The organism is Streptomyces sp. NPDC014894, assembly GCF_043080985.1.
Taxonomy (GTDB): domain Bacteria; phylum Actinomycetota; class Actinomycetes; order Streptomycetales; family Streptomycetaceae; genus Streptomyces.
This window is the reverse complement of record NZ_JBIBWD010000012.1, coordinates 115576-136044: the sequence shown is the minus strand read 5'-3', so window position 1 is coordinate 136044 and position 20469 is coordinate 115576. Positions and strand designations below refer to the sequence as shown.

Sequence of the window (20469 nt, the reverse complement as noted above, 5' to 3'; positions counted from 1 at the left end):
GCGCACGAGTCGCCCGCAAGGCCCGTGAGGGCCTGTGAGTCCGTACCGCCTCGGCGGCCCCGACCGGGCCCGGGGCCCTTGAGTCCGAAGAGACCGGAGCACCTCATGTCGTCGCGTATCCGCCCTCTGCTGGTTCTTCTGACCGCCGCCGCGATGCTGCCGCTGAGCACGGGCGCCGCCTCGGCGTCGTCCGCCCCCGCGCCGTGCGCGGCCCCGGCCCCGGCCGAGGCCCCGGTCCGGGCCGGGGAGGCCGGCCGGAAGTCGCCGCTGCCGCCGAACGCGGCGGCGTTCATGGCCGCCTACACCGCCTGGGGGGACAAGCCGACGGTCTGCGAGTATCTGAAGCTCTTCACCCGGGACGGCACTCTGATGGACACCGGTCTCCCCGCGCCGATCGGCCTCGCCGCCATCGAGGAGCAGATGAAGGCGGTCCTGACCGTCATGCCGGACTACCGTTTCGTGCCGCTGTCGGCGGACTCCTCCCCGGACGGCCGGGTGATCTTCGTCAAGGCCCGCAACACGGGCACCGTGACCGCCGCGAACGGGACCTCCGCCGAGGTCGACTACGTGACCACGCACCGGCTGGTGCTGCGGGGCGAGCTGGTGGAACAGGGGCGGCGGTTCTGGGACCAGACGGAGCTGTTCCGTCCGCTGGAGCCGAGCCTGCCCCGGCTCTTCGAGGGGCTGGGTCCGGCGGGCCCGCAGGGGCGGCCGGACGCCGGCGCTCCGCGCCACAAGCCGGTGCCGCCGGCGGCGGCACGGCAGCAGCCGAAGCCGGGCACGGCGGAGTGGAAGGAGCGGCGGAAGCGGGCGTGGAACAGCGGTGACATGTCCGCGCTGGTGCCGGACGCGCGCGGGCTGCGGCTGACCGGCCCGGGGCTGAGCGGTCCGATCACGTCCACGGCGACGGCCCAGGAGTATCTCGGCCGGTTCTACGGCAGGGTCCACGGCCCGATGAAGCTGGAGCCGGGCCACACCGTGCGCAAGGGCCGCACGGTCTACCAGGAGTGGGTGGGCCACGCGAAGGTCGGCCCGACCGAGTCGTCGGCGAGCACGGTGACGTACGGGATCGTCGAGCAGTTCACCCTCGGCGAGCGCGGCGCGGTGGACTGGGAGCTGTCCTTCGAGACGCTGGACCTGGTGGCCACCGGGGACGCGATCAAGACGCTGCGGGAGCGGCTCTTCCCGCCGAGGAACCCGTCGGCTCCGTCGGCCCCGTCGGCGCCGTCGGCCTCCTGAGGGAGCGGCCCCGGCCCTCCGCGCGGACGCGCGGGAGACCGGGGCCGCACCGGACCGAGAGGCTCAGCGGTTCAGGGACCCAGCGGTTCAGAGACTCTCCGGCTCGGCGACCCAGGGTGAATCACCGGCTCAGAGGTTGACGCCGAAGTCCCGGGCGATGCCCTCCAGGCCCGAGGCGTACCCCTGGCCGACCGCGCGGAACTTCCACTCCGCGCCGCTGCGGTACAGCTCGCCGAAGACCATCGCGGTCTCGACGGCCGCGTCCTCGCTCAGGTCGTAGCGCGCGATCTCGGCGCCGCCGGCCTGATTGACGACGCGGATGTACGCGTTGCGCACCTGGCCGAAGTTCTGGGTGCGGGCGACGGCGTCGTAGATGGAGACCGGGAAGACGATCTTGGCGACATTGGCGGGGAGACCGGCCAGATTGACGTTGATCTGCTCGTCGTCGCCGCCGCCCTCGCCGGTGCGGTTGTCACCGGTGTGGACGATGGTCTGGTCGGGCGTGGCGCGGTTGTTGAAGAAGACGAAGTGCGCGTCGGAGGCGACCTTGCCCGCTCCGTCCACCCCGATCGCGGAGGCGTCGAGGTCGAAGTCCGTGCCGGTGGTGGTGCGGACGTCCCAGCCGAGGCCGACGGTGACGGCGGTCAGGCCCGGGGCCTCCTTGGTCAGAGAGATGTTGCCGCCCTTGGTCAGGCTTACTGCCATTGGGAAGTCCCCTTCGTGTGCGGATGTGCGCCGGTCCGGGCCTTCCCGGATCCGCCGGTACCCGTCTTAACGCAGACAAGGCAGCCGCGGGTTCCTTGCGGAAGCGCCGGTTCCAGAGAAATCGAGATGACGTGAACATCACGGACACGCGACCATGGGGGCATGTCCGGTCCCTATGTCGTCCGCGGCTCGGTCTCCCTGCCGGAGTCCGAGCTGATCTGGCGATTCTCCAGATCGTCCGGACCGGGCGGTCAGCATGTGAACACCAGCGACTCCCAGGTGGAGCTGCGCTTCGACCTCGCCCGCACGGAGGCGCTGCCTCCGGTGTGGAAGGAGCGGGCGCTGGAGCGGCTGGCGGGCCGGCTGGTGGGCGGGGTGGTCTCGGTCCGCTCCTCGGAGCACCGCTCCCAGTGGCGCAATCGCGAGAGCGCCGCGGTGCGCCTGGCGGCGCTGCTGGCGGAGGCGACGGCCCCGCCGCCGAAGCCGCGCCGGGCGCGCAAGATCCCGCGCGGGCTCAACGAGCGGCGGCTGCGGCAGAAGAAGCAGCGCTCGGACACCAAGCGCGGACGGTCGGGCCGCGACTGGCACTGACGGGCGCGCCGCGCCCGCACGGCGTACGGACCGCACGGCGTACGGGAACCCCCGCCGCCCGGCGTACGGAAGCCCGCGGGCGGGACGCCCGCGGACGAGGAGCCCATGCCCGGCGAACCCGCGGGAGGGAAGTCCATGCGCGGCAAACCCGTGGGAGGGAAGTCCATGCGCGGCAAACCCGTGGGAGCGCTCCCGGACGCCCCGGAACGACCCCCGGCTATCCCACGGTGATCCCGGCCCGGCCCGGCCGGACACCCGCCGCGGCTCAGCCCAGCTGCCGGTACTTCCCCTGGAAGTACGTCAGCGGACCGCCGTCCGCGCCCGCCGGCCCCACCTTCAGCACCCGCCCGATGACCAGGGTGTGGTCACCGGCGACCACGCGCTGCTCGGTGCGGCACTCCAGGGTGGTCAGGGCCCCGCCCACCAGGGGCGCGCCGCTCACCTCGCCCCGGCTCCAGGGGATGTCCTCGAACAGCAGCCGGTCGCTGACCCGGCCCTTCATGGCGAATCGTCCCGCGATGTGCCGCTGGCTGCCGGAGAGGACCGAGACCGCCCAGTGCGGCTGCTCGGCGAGGAGGTCGTCCATCCGGGAGCCGTTGCGCAGGCTCACCATCACCAGCGGCGGGTCCAGCGACACGGACACGAAGGCGGTGGCCGTCATGCCGATGTCCTCGCCCCTGGGCCCCTCGTCGGGGTCGTGGGCGGTCACCAGCACCACTCCCGCGGCCAGACGGGCCATGGCCGCACGGAACTCCTCGTTGCTCACCCCATCAGGATGCGGGATCGCGCTGTCGGAATCGGGGCCGAGGGGCCCGCTGGTCTCGGAAGCGATCGTCGTCTGCGGCACACGGGGCACGCTAGCCTCGTCGTCGCCCGTCGCGCATCGGACCAGGGGACCAACGTGGTCCTAGGACTTCCGGCCCGGCCGGACGCCGGATTTGCGTTCGGAGACGCCGGAGCGGCCCGTACGCCCGTACACCCGCTCCGGCGGCCATTCACCCGCCCATGTGACTTGAGTCACAGAGGGGCTTATTTGTTGACCCTGTGTACCGGGTGGACAGCTCGCTGTGATTCAGTGGCCGGGATACCGCAACGAGAAGACCGCACAAGAAGGCCGAAGAGAAACCTGGAGTCTGCTGTCGAGGTCTCGGGGAGAGCGAGCATGGAGACCGAGTCGGAGCCGTACGTCCGTCTTGCGACCCTGCGGCAGCTGCACAAAGTGGTCGCCGATCTCAACACCGCCCGCAGCCTGGCCGACACTCTGCAGACCGTCGCCGACGGCATCGTGGCCGGCCTCGGCTATGAGCTGGCGTGCGTCAATCTCGTACGCCCCGACGGGGATCTGGTCGTCGCCGCCTTCGCCGGCAGCGCCGCCGCGGAGGCTCTGATCACCGGCCGCGTCGGCTCCCGGCCCTCCTGGGAGCGCCGGCTGTCCATGGGCGAGGCCTGGGGAGAGCTGCGGTTCATCCCGCACACCGAGGGCTGGGTGCTCATCGAGGACGATGTGCCGCAGTGGCACACCGAGGGCCCCGATCCCCGCTTCGAGGACGAGTGGCACCCCCAGGACCGGCTCTACGCGCCCATGTTCACCTCCGGCGGCGGCCGCGAACTGCTCGGCGTCATCTCCGTCGACCGGCCGCGCAACGGCCGCCGTCCGGGCCCCTGGGGGCAGGAAGCCCTCCAGATGTACGCCTCCCAGGCCGCCATTGCGATCAGCAACGCCCGGCTGCGAGCAAACATGCAGCGCGCCCTCGTCCGCCTCGAACGCGAGCAGCAGGCGCTGCGCGCCAGCGAGGAGTCCTTCCGCCAGGCCTTCGAGTACGCGCCCAGCGGGATGGCGATCGCCGAGATGGGCGGCGACCAGCACGGGCGGCTGCTGCGCACCAATGACGCGCTGTGCCGGCTGCTGGGCCGCCCCGCCTCCGCGATGCGGCGGTACTCCTTCGCGGACCTCGTGCACCCCGAGGACGTCGGCACGCTGCTGCGCACCTCCGCCGAGGGGGGCAGGGCCGAGCTGCGGCTCGGCCGCCGCGACGGCAGCTATGTCTGGGTCTCGCTGCGGAACTCGGTCGTCGCCGACACCACCGACGGCCCGCGCTTCCTGCTCACCCATGTCGAGGACATCGAGGACCGCAAGCGCCACGAGCTGGCGCTCGCGCACCGCGCCTCGCACGACGCGCTCACCGGGCTGCCCAACAGCGCGGAGCTGCGCGCCCGGCTCAGCGCCAAGCTCTGCGAGCGGCCGCCCGCCGCGCCCGGCTCCCCGGAGGAGGGCGGCGACGGCGCGTTCGACCCGGAGAGCGGCGCGCTGTTCAACGCGGACGGCTTCGACTTCGGCCCCGTGGGCGCCGCGTACGACCACCATGTGCACGCGATCGCGCCCGACGACGAGGTGGACGACGGCACGAAGGGACTCGCGGTGCTCTTCTGCGACCTGGACGGCTTCAAGTCGATCAACGACCGGTTCGGGCACCAGACCGGTGACGCGGTGCTGGTCGAGGTGGCCCGGCGGCTCACCCGCGGGGTGCGCGAGGGCGACACCGTGGCCCGGCTCGGCGGCGACGAGTTCGTCGTCCTGGCCGACGGCCTCGGCGCGGCGGACGCGGCGGATCTCGCCGTACGGCTGCGGAACGCGATCATTCTGCCGATTCGGGTGGGCGGTCGCGGGGTGCGGGTCGGGGCCAGTTTCGGCATCAGCTGGGCGAGTTGCGGCATGTCCGTCGAGGAAGTGCTGCAATCCGCCGACCAGCGGATGTACATCGAGAAGCGGTCCCGGTCGAAGGTGCACCGGCGGGCCGGCTGACGCCACCGGCTGTCATGTTCTGGTCTTGTGACGATGGCCCCGATTGGGGTCAACGCCACCCATTCCGTTACGCCGAACCGGGTAGGCTCGCCCGCGTCGGCGTAGGGCTGACGACGGTGAGGAGGGACCAGGGATGACGGCCGGGAACAACGGCGCGAGCACGCCGGAGGACGACGATCCGTTCGGATATCTGTACGAGGACGGGCACGCGGCGGGCGCCACATCGCCCTCGGGCCGGGGGCGCGGCTACGGCTACCCGGGTCCCGCGGCGCCTCAGCCCGGAGTCCCCAGGACCTCGTACAACCATGTCCGGGCGGTCGGCGAGCGCCAGTACGGCGGCCCTCAGCAGTACGCCCCGCAGCAGCAGGGCTACCCGCAGCAACAGGGTTACCCCCAGCAGCCCGGCCACCCGCAGCAGGGATACCCCCAGCAGGGTCATCCGCAGCAGCAGGGCCATCCCCAGCAGGGTTACGCCCAGTACGCCGCGCCCGAGGCCCACGCCGGGGGCCCGCCCACCCAGACCGTGCCCCACCAGGGCGGCCGCGGTTCCGGCGGCCGGGGGCCCAACACCAAGGGTCTGCTGATCGGCGCGATCGCCGTGGTGGCCGTCGTGGTGATCGGCATCACCATCGCCGTGCTGGGGAAGGACGACGACAAGAAGAACCAGTCCGACGGGGACAAGGAGCCGCAGCAGACCGGGTCCTCCGCCCCGGCCGAGCCGGGGAAGCCCAGCACCGAGCCGTCCGAGTCCGCCGAGGAGCCCGCCGAGGCCCTGCCCAAGCAGGACGCCATCACCCTGCGGCTCGGCGGGGGCGCGGCGACCAGCAAGGACATCGAGGGCGCGCAGGGCACCGGAGGGGCGTACGTCAGCGCCTTCAACACCGTCGGCGCGTCGGTCACCTGGAAGGCGAAGGTCCCGAGCGCGGGCGACTACCGGCTCTATGTCCGCTACGCCATCCCCAACAAGGACGCCAACGCGACCCTGACGATCAACGGCAAGGCGAACACCAACCCGCTGGGCCTCAAGGACTTCATCAACTCCAGCGACGCGGAGTGGGAGAAGAACTGGCAGACGACCTGGGCGCCGGTGACGCTGAAGGACGGCGAGAACGAGATCAGGATCTCGTGCGAGCAGGGCAATCAGTGCGACGCCGTGCTCGACTGGCTTCAGGTCAGCGACGGGGCGCTCTGATCCGGCGTCCGGGGCCCGGCCGGTCCCGGCACTGAACCCGGGCCGCCGTCCGGGGCGCCCAGCAGCCCCAGAAAGCCCGCCACGGTCCCGGCCATCGCCGTACGGGCCGGGGCCAGATACTTCCGGGGGTCGACCGTCCCCGGCCCGGCCGCCAGGAAGTCCCGTACCGCGCCGGTGAACGCCGCGTTCAGCGCCGTACCCACATTGATCTTGACCATCCCGGCCGCGACCGCCGCGCGGATCTCGGCGTCCGGGACGCCCGAGGAGCCGTGCAGCACCAGCGGTACGGGGACCGCGTCCCGCAGCCGGGCGATCAGCTCGTGGTCCAGGGCGGCGGTGCGCTCGGTCATCGCGTGCGAGGAGCCCACGGCCACCGCCAACGCGTCGACGCCGGTCGCGGCGGTGTAGGCGGCCGCCTCGGCGGGGTCGGTGCGGACCCCGGGGGCGTGCGCGCCGAGCGGGGCCTCGCCCTCCTTGCCGCCGACCCTCCCCAGCTCGGCCTCGACCCAGATGCCGCGCTCATGGCCCCAGCGCACCGCGTCCGCCGTGGCCCGCACATTCTCCTCGTACGGCAGCTTCGACGCGTCGAACATGACCGAGCTGAAGCCGTGCCCCTCGGCGGCGCGCAGCAGCCCGGCGGAGACCACATGGTCGAGGTGGAGGGCGAGCGGGACGCTCGACGCGCGGGCGACGGCGGCGCTCGCGGCGGCGATGGCGGAGAGTTCGCCGCCGTGGAAGCGGACCGCGTTCTCGGAGATCTGCAGGACGGCGGGCGCGCCGGCGCTCTCCGCGCCGGCGGCGATCGCCTCCGCGTGCTCCAGGGTGATGACGTTGAAGGCGGCGACGCCGCGCCGCCCGGCGACGGCGGCGGAGACGAGTTCAGCGGTGCTGACGAGTGGCATGGTCCGTTCTCACTTCCCGGGCGCGGGCCCGTTCGTCACGCCCCGGCGGCGCGGGGTCGCGTCCGCCGGGCCCGTACGGCGGACAGGGCCGCGTCGGGTGTCATGCGGGTCCCGGGCGCTCCGTCACCCTCACGCGCGGCAGCAGCCGTTCGTACGCCTCCCGGTCGAACTCGCCCGCCGCCGGGGCCAGGACGGTCGCGGCGGACAGGGCGACGGCGCGGGCCAGGCACTCGGAGCGGGGCAGGCCCTCCACCGCTCCGGCGAGCAGGGCCGCGACGGCGGAGTCGCCGGCTCCGGTGGGATTGCCCCGGACCGGTTCGGGCAGGGCCGCCTGCCAGACGCCGTCCGGGCCGGCGGCGAGCAGCCCGTCGGGGCCGAGGGAGGCGACGACGGTGCGCGCGCCCCGGCGGCGGGCGTCGCGGGCGGCGCGCAGGGGCTCCCGGGCGCCGGTCAGCCGGGCGAGTTCCTCGGCGTTGGGCTTGACCAGGTCGGGGCGGGCGGCGACGCCCCGGCGCAGCGGTTCCCCGCTGGTGTCGAGCAGGACGGGCACCCCGGCCGCGCGGGCCCGGCGGACGAGTTCGGCGTACGCCCCGACATGGATTCCGGGCGGCAGGCTGCCGCAGAGGGCGACCGCGTCCGCGTCCCGCAGGAGTGCGGCGTACCGCTCCAGGAAGGCGGCCCACTCCTCGGGGGCGACGACCGGTCCCGGCTCGTTGAGCTGGGTGGTGTCGCCGGTGGCGCTGTCCACGACGGCGATGGTGCGGCGGGTGCCGCCGGCGGTGGGGACGAGGGCGTCGCGCGGCGGGAGGGGGGCGAGGAGGCCGCGCAGCACCTCGCCGACCGGGCCGCCCGCGAAGCCGGTGACGACGGACTCGTGGCCCAGCGCGGAGAGCACCCGGGCGACGTTGAGGCCCTTGCCGCCGGGGCGTTCGGTGACCTCGCCGACGCGGTGGCTGGTGTGCGGGGTGAGGGCACCGACGGTGTAGGTGATGTCGAGCGCGGTGTTGAGCGTGACCGTCAGAATCACCGCGACACCCCTTCGGCCGACTGCGCTGATGCACGTCCTGATCAGGTCCTGATCATGCCAAAAGGAAGGCGGTTGGCCCAGACCCTGGGCCAACCGCCTTGCCATGCTTTGCCATGCCTTCACCCCAACTGGGGCGAATCACCCATGTGCCCCTGTCGGCGCACCCGTTGGGCCGGGACGCTAGGGCTCGATCACCCAGGCGCCCTTCCGCATCACGCCCTTGAGGCGGAACGACTCGTCCAGGACGACGAGGTCGGCGTCCTTGCCGGTCTCCAGGGAGCCGACCCGGTCGTCGACGCCGAGGAGCTTCGCGGGGTTGGCGGAGATCGCCCGGACGATGTCCTCGACCGGGATGCGGTCGACGGTGGCGGCCCGTCTGAAGGCGGTGTCCAGGGTGAGCGTGGAGCCCGCGATGGCCCCGCCCTCGGCGAGGCGCGCGACGCCGTCCACGACGTCGACGGCGAGCGGGCCGAGCTGGTAGCGCCCGTCCCCGAAGCCCGCCGCGTCCATGGCGTCGGTGATGAAGGCGACCCGGCCCGCGCCCGCGCGGTGGAAGGCGAGTTCGAGGGCGGCGGGGTGCAGATGGGTGCCGTCGTTGATCAGCTCGACGGTGACCCGCTCGTCCTCCAGCAGGGCGGCGATCGGGCCGGGGGCCCGGTGGCCGATCTGCGGCATCGCGTTGAAGAGGTGGGTCGCGACGGTCGCGCCCGCGTCGATGGCCGCGACGGTCTGCTCGTAGGTGGCGTCCGTGTGCCCGACGGCGGCGATCACGCCGTGCTCGGCGAGCAGCCGTACGGAGTCGAGGCCGCCGGGGCGCTCGGTGGCCAGCGTGACCATCCGGGCGGTGCCGCGCGCGGCGTCGATCAGCTTGCGCACCTCGGCCGGGTCGGGGTCGCGCAGCAGTTCCTCGCTGTGCGCGCCCTTGCGGCAGGGGGAGATGAAGGGGCCCTCGAAGTGGATGCCGGCGAGATCGCCCTGCTCGACCAGTTCGGAGAGGGCGCCGGCGCGGCGGGCGAGGAAGTCGGTCTCGGCGGTGACCAGGGAGGCGACGAGGGTGGTGGTGCCGTGCTCGCGGTGGGTGCGGACACCGCGCAGGACGTCCTCGGTGGTGCCTCCGGTGAAGGAGGCGCCGCCGCCGCCGTGGTTGTGGAGGTCGACGAAGCCGGGCACGATCCAGTGACCGGACAGATCACGGGCGGGGGCGTCGTCGGGGGCGACGGCGGCGATCTTCGTACCGTCGACAGTCACCCGGCCGTTCTCCACGGTGCCGGTCGGCAGGACGACCCGGGCCCCGGTGAGGACGGTGCTGTCGGCGCGGGCGGCGCTGTCGGCGAGTGCTGCGCGAGCGGCCATTAGGCGGTTACCTCCGAGTCGGTGGCGATCAGATCCCAGGCGAGCAGCCCGGCGCCCAGACATCCAGCGGTGTCTCCGAGGGCGGCCGGAACGATGGAGGGCAGCTTCTGGAACGTGACTCGCTCCGCGACGGCGGCCCGCAGTGGTGTGAACAAGGTTTCCCCGGCCTCCGCGAGACCGCCACCGATGATGATGGTGCGCGGGTCCAGCAGGGTGAGCGCGGTGACCAGTCCGGCGGCGAGGGCGTCGACGGCGTCGCGCCAGACGGCGACGGCTCGGGGATCGCCCGATTCGACGGCCTTGGCGCAGTCGGCGGCGTCGGCGGCGGAGTCGCCGCTGGCGAGGGCCCAGGCGCGGGTGACGGCGGCGGCGGAGGCGAGGGTCTCCAGACAGCCGCGCTGGCCGCAGCCGCAGTCGGGGCCGTCGGGGCGGACGACGACATGGCCGATCTCGCCCGCGTAGCCGTGGGCCCCGGCCTCGATGGCGCCGTCGATGCCGATCGCGCCCGCGATCCCGGTGCCCAGCGGTACGAAGAAGAAGCGGTCGGCACCCTGCCCGGCGCCGATCCGGCCCTCGGCGAGTCCGCCCGTACGGACATCGTGGCCGAGGGCGACGGGGACTCCGTCGAGTCGCTCGCTCAGCAGTGCGCGCAGGGGGACGTCACGCCATCCGAGGTTGGCGGCGTACACCGCCACGCCCTTGTCGGAGTCGACGATTCCGGGGATGGCGACGCCGGCGGCGAGTGCGGACCCTCCGAGGTGTTCCTGGCCGTACGCGCGAAGGTCGCCGGCGAAGTCGAGGATGGACTGCACGACGGCCTCGGCGCCACGTTCCCGCCCCGTGGCGCGCCGGGCCTCATGGAGGAGGGTCCCGTCCGCGCCGACAAGGGCGGCTTTCATGCCGGTGCCGCCCACATCGAGGGCGATGACGTGTCTCACGTGGACAGTCTCGCGCGAGAGGCCCCGAAAGGTCTAGTCCACTACACCCGATTGTTGCGCAACCGTACAAACTCCTTCGCAGGTCGCACGCCCTTCCACCACACATCACCCCCTCCGAATCCACCCCTCCCAACCCCGCGGAACCACCCCCTCCACACCCCGCGAATCCCCCTCTCCCCCCGCACGGATCCAGCCCCCGGGGCCAATTGCCGACCAACGGGATCCGGCCCGCGCTTCGTGCGGACGGGGGGGCGGCCCGGGGGCCGGCGGGGGCCGGGGGGTGGTGGCCGCCGGGGCCCGGGCCCGGCCCGGGGCCCGCGCCCACCCGGACGCGGGCCCCTCGGCGGGCGCGGGCCCGCCGGGAGGCCGTGGCCTCCCGGGGAGCGGGCACCGCGCGGCGGGGGGCAGGGGGCGGGTCCGCGAGGGACCCGGCCGCACGGAGCCAGGCGTACACGCACGGAAGCGGGCGACCCCGCGCGGAGCCACACCCTCCCCGGGAGAGACGCGCCTCAACGCAGGCCCGGGGAGCAAGCCCCGCGCGACGGACGCGGGCCCGACCGCACGGAGCCAGGCGTACACGCCCCGACGCGGGCGACCCGTGCGGAGCCGCCCCGGGCAGAGACGCGCCTCAAGGCAGACCCGGGGAGCGAGCCCCGCGCGGGGGCGCGGGCCCGACCGCACGGAGCGAGGCGCACCCGCACGGACGCGGGCGAGCCGTGCGGGGCCGCCCCGGGCAGAGACGCGCCTCAAGGCAGGCCCGGCGAGCGAGCCCCGCGCGGGGGCGCGGGCCCGACCGCACGGAGCGAGGCGCACCCGCCCGGACGCGGGCGACCCCGCGCGGGGCCACACCCTCCCCGGGAGAGACGCGCCTCAAGGCGGACCCGGGGAGCGGACACCGCGCGGCGAGGGAACGAGCCCGCGAAGGACCCGACCGCGAGGAGCGAGGCGTACACGCCCGTGCGGGGGCCCGCCCCGGGCAGAGGCGCCTCAAGCCGGGCCCGGCGAGCGAGCCCCGCGCGAGGGCGCGGGCCCGGCCGCACGGAGCCAGGCGCACCCGCACGGAGGCGGGCGACCCGTGCGGGGCCGCACCTGCCGGGGAAAGGCGGACCCGGGGAGCGAGCGCCGCGCGGCGGGCAGGGGGCCGGGGCGCTGTGGGAGGGGTGTCCCGTCGCGCCGCGCGGGCGCTTACGCCTCAGGGGAGAGGATCACGCTCCGTGAGAGATTGCGCGGGCGGTCCGGGTCGAACCCCTTCGCCTCGGCGAGGGCGACCGCGAGGCGCTGTGCGCGGACCAGCTCGGCGAGGGGGTCGACGCCGGGGCGGGCGACCAGTTCGCCGCCGACCCGGGCGACGTCGCCCGCGAGGCCCTCGGGCAGGTCGCCGAAGACCCAGGCCACCCGACCGGGCCCGGTGATCGCGATCGGGCCGTGGCGGTACTCCATCGCGGGGTAGGACTCCGTCCACGCCCCCGCCGCCTCGCGCATCTTCAGCCCCGCCTCCAGCGCCAGCCCGTACGTCCAGCCCCGGCCCAGGAAGGTCCACTGCTCCGCGCCCACCACCGCCTCCGGCAGGGGCTCGGTGACCGCCAGCTCGGCGTCCACCGCCGCGTCGGCGACCGGCTTCAGCCCCGGGACCTCGCCGAGCCCCGCGCGCAGGAACGCCAGCGCGGTCGTCGCAAACCGGGTCTGGACCACCGACTCCTCGTCCGCCCAGTCCAGCACCGCCACCGCGTCCGCCGCCTCCATCACCGGCGTCTTCGGGTCGGCGGTCAGCGCCGTCGTCGCGACCGTGCCCCGGAGGGCGGCGAGCAGCTCCAGCACCTCCGTGGTCGTACCCGAACGGGTGATCGCCACCACCCGGTCGTACCCGCGCCCCACCGGGAACTCCGACGACGCGAACGCGTCCGTCTCCCCCTGGCCCGCGGCCTCCCGCAGCGCCGCGTAGGCGATCGCCATGAACCAGGACGTCCCGCAGCCGGTGACGGCCACCCGCTCCCCCGGCCTCGGGAGCCCGCCGAAGTCCGCCGCGGCCTGTTCGGCCCGGCGCCAGCAGGCCGGTTGAGTCGCTATCTCTGTTGCGGTACGGGACATGCGGCATGGCTCCTAGCGCGTACACGTGCATACGGACCGGCACTTGACCACTTCGTGCCGAGACGTGCTTAGCAGGCCCGGACACATCCGGGCAATGGCACCCAGCGAGGGTGGTTTACAAAACCCTTCTGCGGAACAGACGTTGCAGAAGTGAGACCGCGCGGCATAGACCACTCAACCGCCGATGGTGGAAAATCGCAGCTCGCCCGGACGGGCGGGGCCGTGACAGACCGGCGCGCATCCAGCAATCGGCAAGGTGGGAGAAGAGCTGTGCAACGGCACTTCCTGAAACTGACGGCCGCGGCGGCCGCACTGGGAACGGCCGTCGCTCTTACGGGGTGCGGAGCCTCCGGCGGATCCTCGGACAAGGTCACCCTTACCCTCGTCGCCGCGGACTACGACGTCAACGGCGGCCAGAGCAGCAAGAATTACTGGACCGGACTCATCGAGGAATTCGAGTCGCAGAACGCCGACATCGAAGTCGAGGTCCAGATCGAACCCTGGACGGACGTGGACCGAAAGGTCGCGGAACTCGTCAAGGAGGGCAAGGCTCCCGACATGGCGCAGATCGGCGCGTACGCCGACTACGCGGCCGCCGACAAGCTCTACAGCGCCGACCAACTCCTTTCCGTACCGGTGCAGTCGAACTTCCTCGGCCCGCTGGTGAGCGCGGGCGAACAGCGCCGGGTGCAGTACGGACTGCCGTTCGCCGCCTCCACCCGGCTGCTCTTCTACAACAAGGAGCTGTTCGCGCGGGCGGGGGTGGAGAAGGCCCCCGAGACCTGGGCGGACCTGCGACAGGCCGCCGAGCTGCTGAAGGACCAGACGGACGTCACCCATCCGTACGCCCTGCCGCTGGGCCCCGAAGAGGCCCAGATCGAGACCATGATGTGGCTGCTCGGCGGTGACTCGGCCGGCTATGTGGACCCCAGCGGCAACTACTCCATCGACACCGCCGACAACACCGCCGTCCTCGACTGGATCAAGAAGAATCTGGTCGACACCGAGCTGACCGGCCCCGGGGCCCCCGGAGAGCTGAACCGCAAGGAGGCCTTCGCCGCCTTCACCAAGGGCGAGGTCGGGATGTTGAACGGCCACCCCTCGCTGATGAAGCAGGCCGAGAAGGCCGGCATCGAGCTGGGCAAGGTCCCGGTCCCAGGCCGCGACGGCAAGACGAAGGCCCCGCTCGGCGTCGCCGACTGGATCATGGGCTTCAAGGAGAACGGCAACAAGGACGAGATCGGCGACTTCCTGAACTTCCTCTTCAGCGACAAGAACGTCCTCGCCTTCGCCTCGCAGAACGATCTGCTGCCGGTGACCGTCTCCGCCTCCGAGGCGATGGAGACCGACCCGCAGCACAAGGATCTGCGGGAGTTCCTGCAAGAGCTGCCCAGCGCGCAGCTGCCCCCGGTCGACAAGACCTCCTGGGCCTCCGTCAGCGACGACATCAAGCGGAACATCGGCAAGGCGGTCGCGCCCGGCGCCTCCCCGGCCAAGGTGCTGGAGGGGATAGCGCAGAACGCGACGGCGGCCGAGGCCAGGGAAGAGGAGTAGCGAGCGCCCGGCACGGGGCCGCCGGACCGGCACGCCACGAGCCCGGCCCGCCCCGAAGCCCGACGCCCCCCGGCCCGCTCCCGCCCGCATGGCTATGTTGGACGTATGACCGACATCGAGCCGCTCAGCGAGCGCGAGCGGGCCGTCCTGGCCATGGAGCACCGCTCCTGGGCCGGCCCCGGCGCCAAGGAGCGCGCCATCAGGGAGCGGCTCGGGATCTCCCCGGTCCGCTACTACCAGCTCCTCAACGCCCTGCTCGACGACGCGCGCGCCCTGCGGCACGATCCCGTCACCGTCAATCGGCTGCGCCGGGTCAGAGACGAGAAACGCGAGCGCCGATAGGGTCGGGGGCATGGGCAGCTCCCCGTACGCGCATCCACTGCCGTCGCCGTCGACGCCCGCGGGCCGGGACGGTCTCGCCGCGCTCCTCGCACGGCCCCGAAGCGCCGTCGTCGCGCTCGACTTCGACGGCACCCTCGCCGAGATCGTGCCGGACCCCGAACAGGCCCGGGCCCACCCCGGCGCGGTGCCCGCGCTGGCGCGCCTCGCGCCGAAGGTCGCGTCGGTGGCGGTGGTCACCGGCCGCCCGGCCGGGGTCGCGGTCCGCCACGGCGGCTTCGCCGGGGCGCCCGGCCTGGACCGGCTGGTGGTCCTCGGCCACTACGGCTCGGAGCGGTGGGACGCCGTCACCGGCGCCGTGAACACCCCCGCCCCGCACCCGGGCGTCGCCGCCGTCCGCGCCGAACTGCCCGGCTTCCTCGACCGGATCGGGGCCTGGCGGGGCGTCTGGATCGAGGAGAAGGGCCGGGCGCTCGCCGTCCACACCCGGCGCGCCCAGGACCCCCTGGCCGCCTTCGAGGCCCTGCGCGAGCCGCTCGGCGCGCTCGCGGCCCGCCACGGCCTCGTCCTGGAGCCGGGCCGGATGGTCCTGGAGCTGCGCCCGCCGGGCATGGACAAGGGCGTCGCCCTCGCCGAGTACGTACGCGAGACGGGCGCCGAGACGGTGCTGTACGCGGGGGACGACCTCGGCGATCTGCCCGCCTTCGCGGCGGTGGAGAAGCTCCGCTCGGACGGGGCGGCCGGGCTGCTGGTGTGCAGCGGCGGCACGGAGGTGCCCGAGCTGGCCGAACGGGCCGATCTGCTGCTCCCGGGCCCGGCCTCGGTGGTGGAGTTCCTGGCCGCGCTGGCGGACCGGCTGTAGCCGCCCGGGTCCGGGCCCCCGGCGGGCCCGGACCCGGCCGCTACAGCGCGCGCAGCGCCTCCAGCTGGTCCAGGAACCAGCGGTGCGGCGGCAGGGCGGTCGCCGCGGCGGCGAGCCGGGCGGTGCGGCGGGACCGTTCGTCAGCGGGCATGGTCAGCGCCCGGTGCAGGGCCTCGGCGGTGCCGGTGACGTCGTACGGATTGACCGTGATCGCGTCCTCGCCCAGCTCCTCGTACGCCCCCGCCTCCCGGGACAGCACCAGCGCGCAGCCCGCGTCGGAGACGACGGGGATCTCCTTGGCGACCAGGTTCATCCCGTCCCTGATCGGGTTGACCAGGGCGACGTCGGCCAGCCGGTAGGCGGCGAGCGAGCGGGCGAAGTCGTCCTTCACATGGAGGACGACCGGCGTCCAGCCCTCGTCGCCGTACTCCTCGTTGATCGAGTCGGCGACCCGGCGCACCTCGGCCGTGTAGTCGCGGTAGACCGCCAGATCCTGCCGGGAGGGGTAGGCGAAGGCCACGTGCACCACGCGTCCGCGCCACTCGGGGCGGGTGTCGAGCAGCTCCCGGTAGGCGAGCAGTCCGCGCACGATGTTCTTGGACAGCTCGGTGCGGTCCACCCGGACGATCGTCTTCCGGTCGGGTCCGATCTGCTCGCGCAGGGCCGCCATCCGCTCGTCGACGTCGGGCCGGTGCGCCCGCTCGGTGAGGAAGCCGGCGTCCGCGCCGAGTCCGTGCACCCCGATCCGGGCCCCGGCGACGGCCTTCTCGCCGAGCACCCGGGTGGCGCAGTCGGTGAAGAGGTCGGCCCAGCGGCGGGTGAGGAAGCAGGTGCGGTCCGCGCCGAGGAGTCCGCGCAGCAGCTGTTCGGCGATGTCGTCGGGGAGCAGCCGGAAGTAGTCGGCGGGGGCCCAGGGGGTGTGCGAGAAGTGGCCGATCCGCAGATCGGGCCTCAGCTCGCGGAGCAGTCCGGGCACCAGCGCCAGATGGTAGTCCTGCACCAGCACGGCGGCCCCGTCGGCGGCGTGGTCGGCCAGGGCGCGGGCGAAGTCGCGGTTGTAGCTCTCGTACGCGCTCCACTGCCGGCGGAAGTCCGCGTCGAAGACCGGCTCCAGCGGGGTCTGGTAGAGCAGGTGGTGGACGAACCAGAGGACGGAGTTGGCGACGCCGTTGTACGCGGCGGCGTGGGTCTCCGCGTCGATGTCGAGCATGAGCACGCCGGGCTCGCCGATCCCGCGCCGGACCGCCTCGCGGTCGCCGTCGCCGAGCGCGGAGCAGACCCACAGGGCGTCCTCGTCGGAGCCGATGGCGGAGAGGCCGGAGACCAGTCCGCCGCCGCCGCGACGGGCGTCGAGGGCGCCGTCGTCGCCCAGCGTGTAGGAGATCGGGCCCCGGTTCGACGCGACGAGGATCTGGGCGCGGACCGGTGCTGCGGGGGGCTCGGAGACCATGTCGCGAAACCTAGCCCGTGGGGTGGGCCCTCAAACGTGCGTACGGCGGCCGTGTCTCCGGGTGGCTCACTCCCGACGGCGGGCGGCGCGCTCCCGACGGCAGGGGGACTCAGGCGCGACGCCGGGCGGCTCAGGCGGGAGGGCGAGCGGCTCGCTCCCGACGGCAGGGGGACTCAGGCGCGGCACCGAGCGGGTCGGGCGCGGGGGCGGGCGGGTCAGGCGCGGGGGCGGGCGGGTCGGGCGCGACGCCGGACGGGTCAGGCGCGGGGGCGGGCGGGTCAGGCGCGGCACCGGGCGGGTCAGGCGCGGCACCGGGCGGGTCAGGCGCGGCACCGGGCGGGTCGGGCGCGGGGGCGGGCGGGTCAGGCGCGGCACCGGGCGGGTCGGGCGCGGGGGCGGGCGGGTCAGGCGCGGCACCGGGCGGGTCGGGCGCGGGGGCGGGCGGGTCGGGCGCGGGGGCGAGTGGCTCACGCGCGGCCCCGGGCGGCTCGCCCGCGCCGGCCCGGCGCGCCCCCGCCCGGTTCACTCGTGGCGGCGGCCCCGCGCTGCCGCGAAGGCGACGACCGCGGCGGCGGCGAGGCTCAGGGCGAGCCCGCCGAGCAGCCACAGCCGCTCGGCCCCGGCGCCGGCCCCCGCTCCGCCGCCGCGGGCGGCCGGGCCGTCGGCCGCCGCCGGGCCGTGCAGAACGGCGCCGGCGAGCAGGGCGACGACCGGCGCCGCCGCCATCCGGCGGACACGGCCGGCCCGCCCCCCGCAAGGGTCTCGACGGACACGACGGACACGACGGACACGACGAATGCGGCGGACATGACCGGCATGACGCGCATAGTTCATATTTAGGATGTTCGGCGAGCGGACCGGACTCAGGCCGCGCGACGCGCCGTGTACTCGCGGATCTCCCGCATCGGCGGCCGCTCCTCGGTGTCCACCGGATGCGTACGCGGCACAAAGCCGTCCGCGCCGCGCTCGAACTGGGTCAGCGACGGCCGCACCAGATGGCCGCGCTCCAGCCTGAGCTGCGCCGTACGGTAGATCGCGGCCGCCATCCGGCCGAGCGCCTGCCCGTCCTGGTGGCGGTGTTTGCGGGAGCCGACGTCGACCTGGGCGAGCGCGTCCAGGCCCACCGCGCGCAGCGCGTCCACCAGGAGCCCCAGCTCCACCCCGTAGCCGACCGGGAAGGGCAGCCGCTCCAGGAGCGAGCGCCGGGCCGCGTACTCGCCGCCCAGCGGCTGGACGAACCCGGCCAGCAGCGGCCAGTGCAGATTGAGCAGCGGGCGGGCGACCAGCTCGGTGACCCGGCCGCCCTGCCCCGGGAGGTCGTCGAGGGGGCGGTCGTACATCGCCTTGACGAAGTCGACCCGCGGATCGGTGAGCAGCGGTCCGACGATCCCGGAGACGAAGTCGGCCGAGAAGTCCCGCAGATCCGCGTCGACGAAGCACACGATGTCACCGCGGGTCACCATCAGCGACCGCCAGAGCACCTCGCCCTTGCCGGGGACGGCCGGCAGCCGGGGCAGTATCGCGTCCCGGTGCACCACCCGCGCCCCGGCCGCGGCGGCGGTCTCGGCCGTACGGTCGGTGGAACCGGAGTCGATCACCACCAGCTCGTCCACGAGCGCGGCGGACCCCATCAGCTCCCGTCGGATGACGGTGACGATGTCGCCGACCGTCGCCTCCTCGTTGAGCGCGGGCAGCACCACGCTCACGGTGGCCGACGCCGACCGCTTGGCCGCCAGCAGCCTCGGCAGCGGGCGGTCGGCGGCCGACCAGGACCTCCTGGTCAGCCAGTGCTCCACTTCATCGAGCACGTGTACCCACTCCCCACAGCAGCCCTGTGACGCATCTCGCGGTGCGGACGACTATCTCAACCGTCCATGCCTTCGGTTACAGTCTTGAACAACGCGGACGCCCGTCGCATGTCGGGGTCGGTCCCGCGTTCCACAATCGAATACCGCTCATCCAGAGGGGCAGAGGGATACGGCCCGTTGAAGCCCCGGCAACCCTCCAGCCGGTCTCAGTCGCTGTTCAGCGCGTGAGGCTCCCGGCTCGGGAAGGTGCCAAATCCGTCTCATGGCGAGCCTCGCCATGGGAAAGATGAGGAGAAAGGGCCTCCCTCCATGCCTGTGCAGACTGATCCCGCCACCCCGGTCACCCCCGCCGCCTCCGTCGATCTCGGCCCCGCCGCGGCGCTGTCGTGCCGCGAGTGCGGTGAGCGCTTCGAACTGGGCCCGATCTTCGCCTGTGCTTCCTGTTTCGGCCCCCTGGAAGTCGCCTACGACCTTCCCTCCGACGGCCCCGAGGCGCTGCGCGCCCGGATCGAGGCCGGTCCGGAGAACATCTGGCGGTACGCGCCGCTGCTGCCCGTCCCCGCCGACGTGGCGGACAAGCCGAGCCTGGACCCCGGTTTCACCAAGCTCGTCAAGGCGGACAACCTCGCCCGTGAACTGGGCGTGACCGGCGGTCTGTTCGTCAAGGACGACTCCGGGAACCCGACGCACTCCTTCAAGGACCGCGTCGTCGCGATCGCCGTCGAGGCGGCCCGCGCCTTCGGCTTCACCACCCTGTCCTGCTCCTCCACCGGGAATCTGGCGGGCGCGGTCGGCGCGGCGGCGGCGCGGGCGGGCTTCCGCTCCTGCGTCTTCATCCCGCACGACCTGGAGCAGGGCAAGGTCGTCATGGCCGCCGTCTACGGCGGCGAACTGGTCGGCATCGAGGGCAACTACGACGATGTGAACCGTTTCTGCTCGGAGCTGATCGGCGACCCGCTCGGCGAGGGCTGGGGCTTCGTCAACGTCAACCTCCGCCCGTACTACGGCGAGGGCTCCAAGACGCTGGCGTACGAGATCTGCGAGCAGCTCGGCTGGCGGCTGCCCGATCAGATCGTGATCCCGATCGCCTCGGGCTCCCAGCTCACCAAGATCGACAAGGGGCTCCAGGAGCTGATCAAGCTGGGGCTGGTCGAGGACCGGCCCTACAAGATCTTCGGAGCGCAGGCGGAGGGCTGCTCGCCGGTGTCGGCGGCCTTCAAGGCCGGTCATGACGTGGTGCGCCCGGTGAAGCCGGACACCATCGCCAAGTCGCTGGCGATCGGCAACCCCGCCGACGGGCCGTACGTCCTGGACATCGCCCGCCGCACCGGCGGCGCGGTCGAGGACGTCACCGACGCGGAGATCGTGGACGCGATCAAGCTGCTGGCCCGTACGGAGGGCATCTTCGCGGAGACCGCGGGCGGGGTGACCGTGGGCGTGACCCGCAAGCTGATCGAGTCCGGTCTGCTCGACCCGTCGCTGACCACGGTCGTGCTGAACACCGGAGACGGCCTCAAGACCCTGGACGCGGTGGCCCCGACCACCGGACCCAGCGCGACCATCCGCCCCAGCCTGGACGCGTTCCGCGACGCCGGCCTGGCCCACTGAAACCCCTGGG

The 20469-nt window shown here is 73.6% G+C and carries 18 protein-coding genes and 1 riboswitch; of the genes, 8 read left to right on the top strand and 10 right to left on the bottom strand.

All coding sequences use genetic code 11. The annotated features are described in order from the left end of the window. The first annotated feature begins 105 nt into the window (after positions 1-105). On the top strand, positions 106-1239 hold the full coding sequence (locus ACF089_RS27105) for a nuclear transport factor 2 family protein (RefSeq protein ID WP_392031645.1): 1134 nt from the start codon (positions 106-108) through the stop codon (positions 1237-1239). A 129-nt stretch (positions 1240-1368) separates the two neighbouring features. Here ACF089_RS27105 and ACF089_RS27100 read toward each other — a convergent pair whose 3' ends face one another. Next, positions 1369-1944 (bottom strand): TerD family protein, encoded by a 576-nt coding sequence (locus tag ACF089_RS27100; RefSeq protein ID WP_392031642.1) that lies wholly within the window; start codon positions 1942-1944, stop codon positions 1369-1371. Between the two features lie 162 nt (positions 1945-2106). Between ACF089_RS27100 and arfB the strand changes: the two genes are divergently transcribed. Beyond that, complete coding sequence (gene arfB, locus ACF089_RS27095) at positions 2107-2535, top strand: alternative ribosome rescue aminoacyl-tRNA hydrolase ArfB (protein ID WP_392031638.1); 429 nt, start codon at positions 2107-2109, stop codon at positions 2533-2535. 265 nt (positions 2536-2800) lie between these two features. On the opposite strand, the gene ACF089_RS27090 is transcribed toward arfB, so the two are convergent. After that, a complete protein-coding gene (locus ACF089_RS27090; protein WP_392031881.1) occupies positions 2801-3367 on the bottom strand; it encodes a flavin reductase family protein in 567 nt (188 codons plus the stop codon). A gap of 330 nt (positions 3368-3697) precedes the next feature. On the opposite strand from ACF089_RS27090, the gene cdgB reads away from it, so the two are divergent. Further along, positions 3698-5338 carry a diguanylate cyclase CdgB gene (gene cdgB, locus ACF089_RS27085; RefSeq protein ID WP_392031635.1) on the top strand — a complete coding sequence of 547 codons (1641 nt, stop codon included), beginning with the start codon at positions 3698-3700 and terminating at the stop codon, positions 5336-5338. A gap of 133 nt (positions 5339-5471) precedes the next feature. Beyond that, positions 5472-6530, top strand: coding sequence for a CBM35 domain-containing protein (locus tag ACF089_RS27080; protein WP_392031632.1), 1059 nt, complete (start codon positions 5472-5474; stop codon positions 6528-6530). Here the strand turns inward: ACF089_RS27080 and ACF089_RS27075 are convergent. The 5 genes from ACF089_RS27075 to ACF089_RS27055 all read right to left on the bottom strand — a co-directional run bounded on the left by ACF089_RS27075 (position 6506) and on the right by ACF089_RS27055 (position 12838). Next, positions 6506-7432 carry a ketose-bisphosphate aldolase gene (locus ACF089_RS27075; RefSeq protein ID WP_392031629.1) on the bottom strand — a complete coding sequence of 309 codons (927 nt, stop codon included), beginning with the start codon at positions 7430-7432 and terminating at the stop codon, positions 6506-6508. The genes ACF089_RS27080 and ACF089_RS27075 overlap by 25 nt on opposite strands. A gap of 100 nt (positions 7433-7532) precedes the next feature. After that, positions 7533-8459 (bottom strand): 1-phosphofructokinase family hexose kinase, encoded by a 927-nt coding sequence (locus tag ACF089_RS27070; RefSeq protein WP_392031626.1) that lies wholly within the window; start codon positions 8457-8459, stop codon positions 7533-7535. Between the two features lie 180 nt (positions 8460-8639). Beyond that, positions 8640-9812 (bottom strand): N-acetylglucosamine-6-phosphate deacetylase, encoded by a 1173-nt coding sequence (nagA, locus tag ACF089_RS27065; protein ID WP_392031623.1) that lies wholly within the window; start codon positions 9810-9812, stop codon positions 8640-8642. Further along, the gene (locus ACF089_RS27060) at positions 9812-10750 is read right to left on the bottom strand and encodes an ROK family protein (RefSeq protein WP_392031620.1); all 939 of its coding nucleotides are present in this window, start codon (positions 10748-10750) and stop codon (positions 9812-9814) included. The genes nagA and ACF089_RS27060 overlap by 1 nt, the downstream gene beginning before the upstream one ends. Positions 10751-11935: 1185 nt before the next feature. Beyond that, the gene (locus ACF089_RS27055; protein WP_392031618.1) at positions 11936-12838 is read right to left on the bottom strand and encodes an SIS domain-containing protein; all 903 of its coding nucleotides are present in this window, start codon (positions 12836-12838) and stop codon (positions 11936-11938) included. A 270-nt stretch (positions 12839-13108) separates the two neighbouring features. On the opposite strand from ACF089_RS27055, the gene ACF089_RS27050 reads away from it, so the two are divergent. The 3 genes from ACF089_RS27050 to otsB all read left to right on the top strand — a co-directional run bounded on the left by ACF089_RS27050 (position 13109) and on the right by otsB (position 15593). Continuing rightward, positions 13109-14392, top strand: a complete 1284-nt coding sequence (locus ACF089_RS27050) for an ABC transporter substrate-binding protein (protein ID WP_392031615.1) — start codon at positions 13109-13111, stop codon at positions 14390-14392. 105 nt (positions 14393-14497) lie between these two features. Continuing rightward, positions 14498-14734: a DUF3263 domain-containing protein gene (locus ACF089_RS27045; RefSeq protein WP_392031612.1), complete on the top strand. Its 237-nt coding sequence runs from the start codon at positions 14498-14500 to the stop codon at positions 14732-14734. A 10-nt stretch (positions 14735-14744) separates the two neighbouring features. After that, entirely contained in the window at positions 14745-15593 is an 849-nt protein-coding gene (gene otsB, locus ACF089_RS27040) for a trehalose-phosphatase (protein ID WP_392031609.1), read from the top strand. Positions 15594-15633: 40 nt separating this feature from the next. Here the strand turns inward: otsB and ACF089_RS27035 are convergent, their stop codons facing one another. From ACF089_RS27035 to ACF089_RS27025, 3 genes are all read right to left on the bottom strand, one after another. After that, positions 15634-17043 carry a trehalose-6-phosphate synthase gene (locus ACF089_RS27035; protein WP_392031606.1) on the bottom strand — a complete coding sequence of 470 codons (1410 nt, stop codon included), beginning with the start codon at positions 17041-17043 and terminating at the stop codon, positions 15634-15636. A 522-nt stretch (positions 17044-17565) separates the two neighbouring features. Continuing rightward, entirely contained in the window at positions 17566-17769 is a 204-nt protein-coding gene (locus tag ACF089_RS27030; RefSeq protein ID WP_392031604.1) for a hypothetical protein, read from the bottom strand. 137 nt (positions 17770-17906) lie between these two features. Next, positions 17907-18851 (bottom strand): glucosyl-3-phosphoglycerate synthase, encoded by a 945-nt coding sequence (locus ACF089_RS27025; RefSeq protein ID WP_392031601.1) that lies wholly within the window; start codon positions 18849-18851, stop codon positions 17907-17909. 144 nt (positions 18852-18995) lie between these two features. Continuing rightward, a riboswitch (SAM riboswitch) is annotated at positions 18996-19144 on the top strand. A 16-nt stretch (positions 19145-19160) separates the two neighbouring features. On the opposite strand from ACF089_RS27025, the gene thrC reads away from it, so the two are divergent. Continuing rightward, a complete protein-coding gene (gene thrC / locus ACF089_RS27020; RefSeq protein ID WP_392031598.1) occupies positions 19161-20459 on the top strand; it encodes a threonine synthase in 1299 nt (432 codons plus the stop codon). Positions 20460-20469 lie beyond the last annotated feature (10 nt).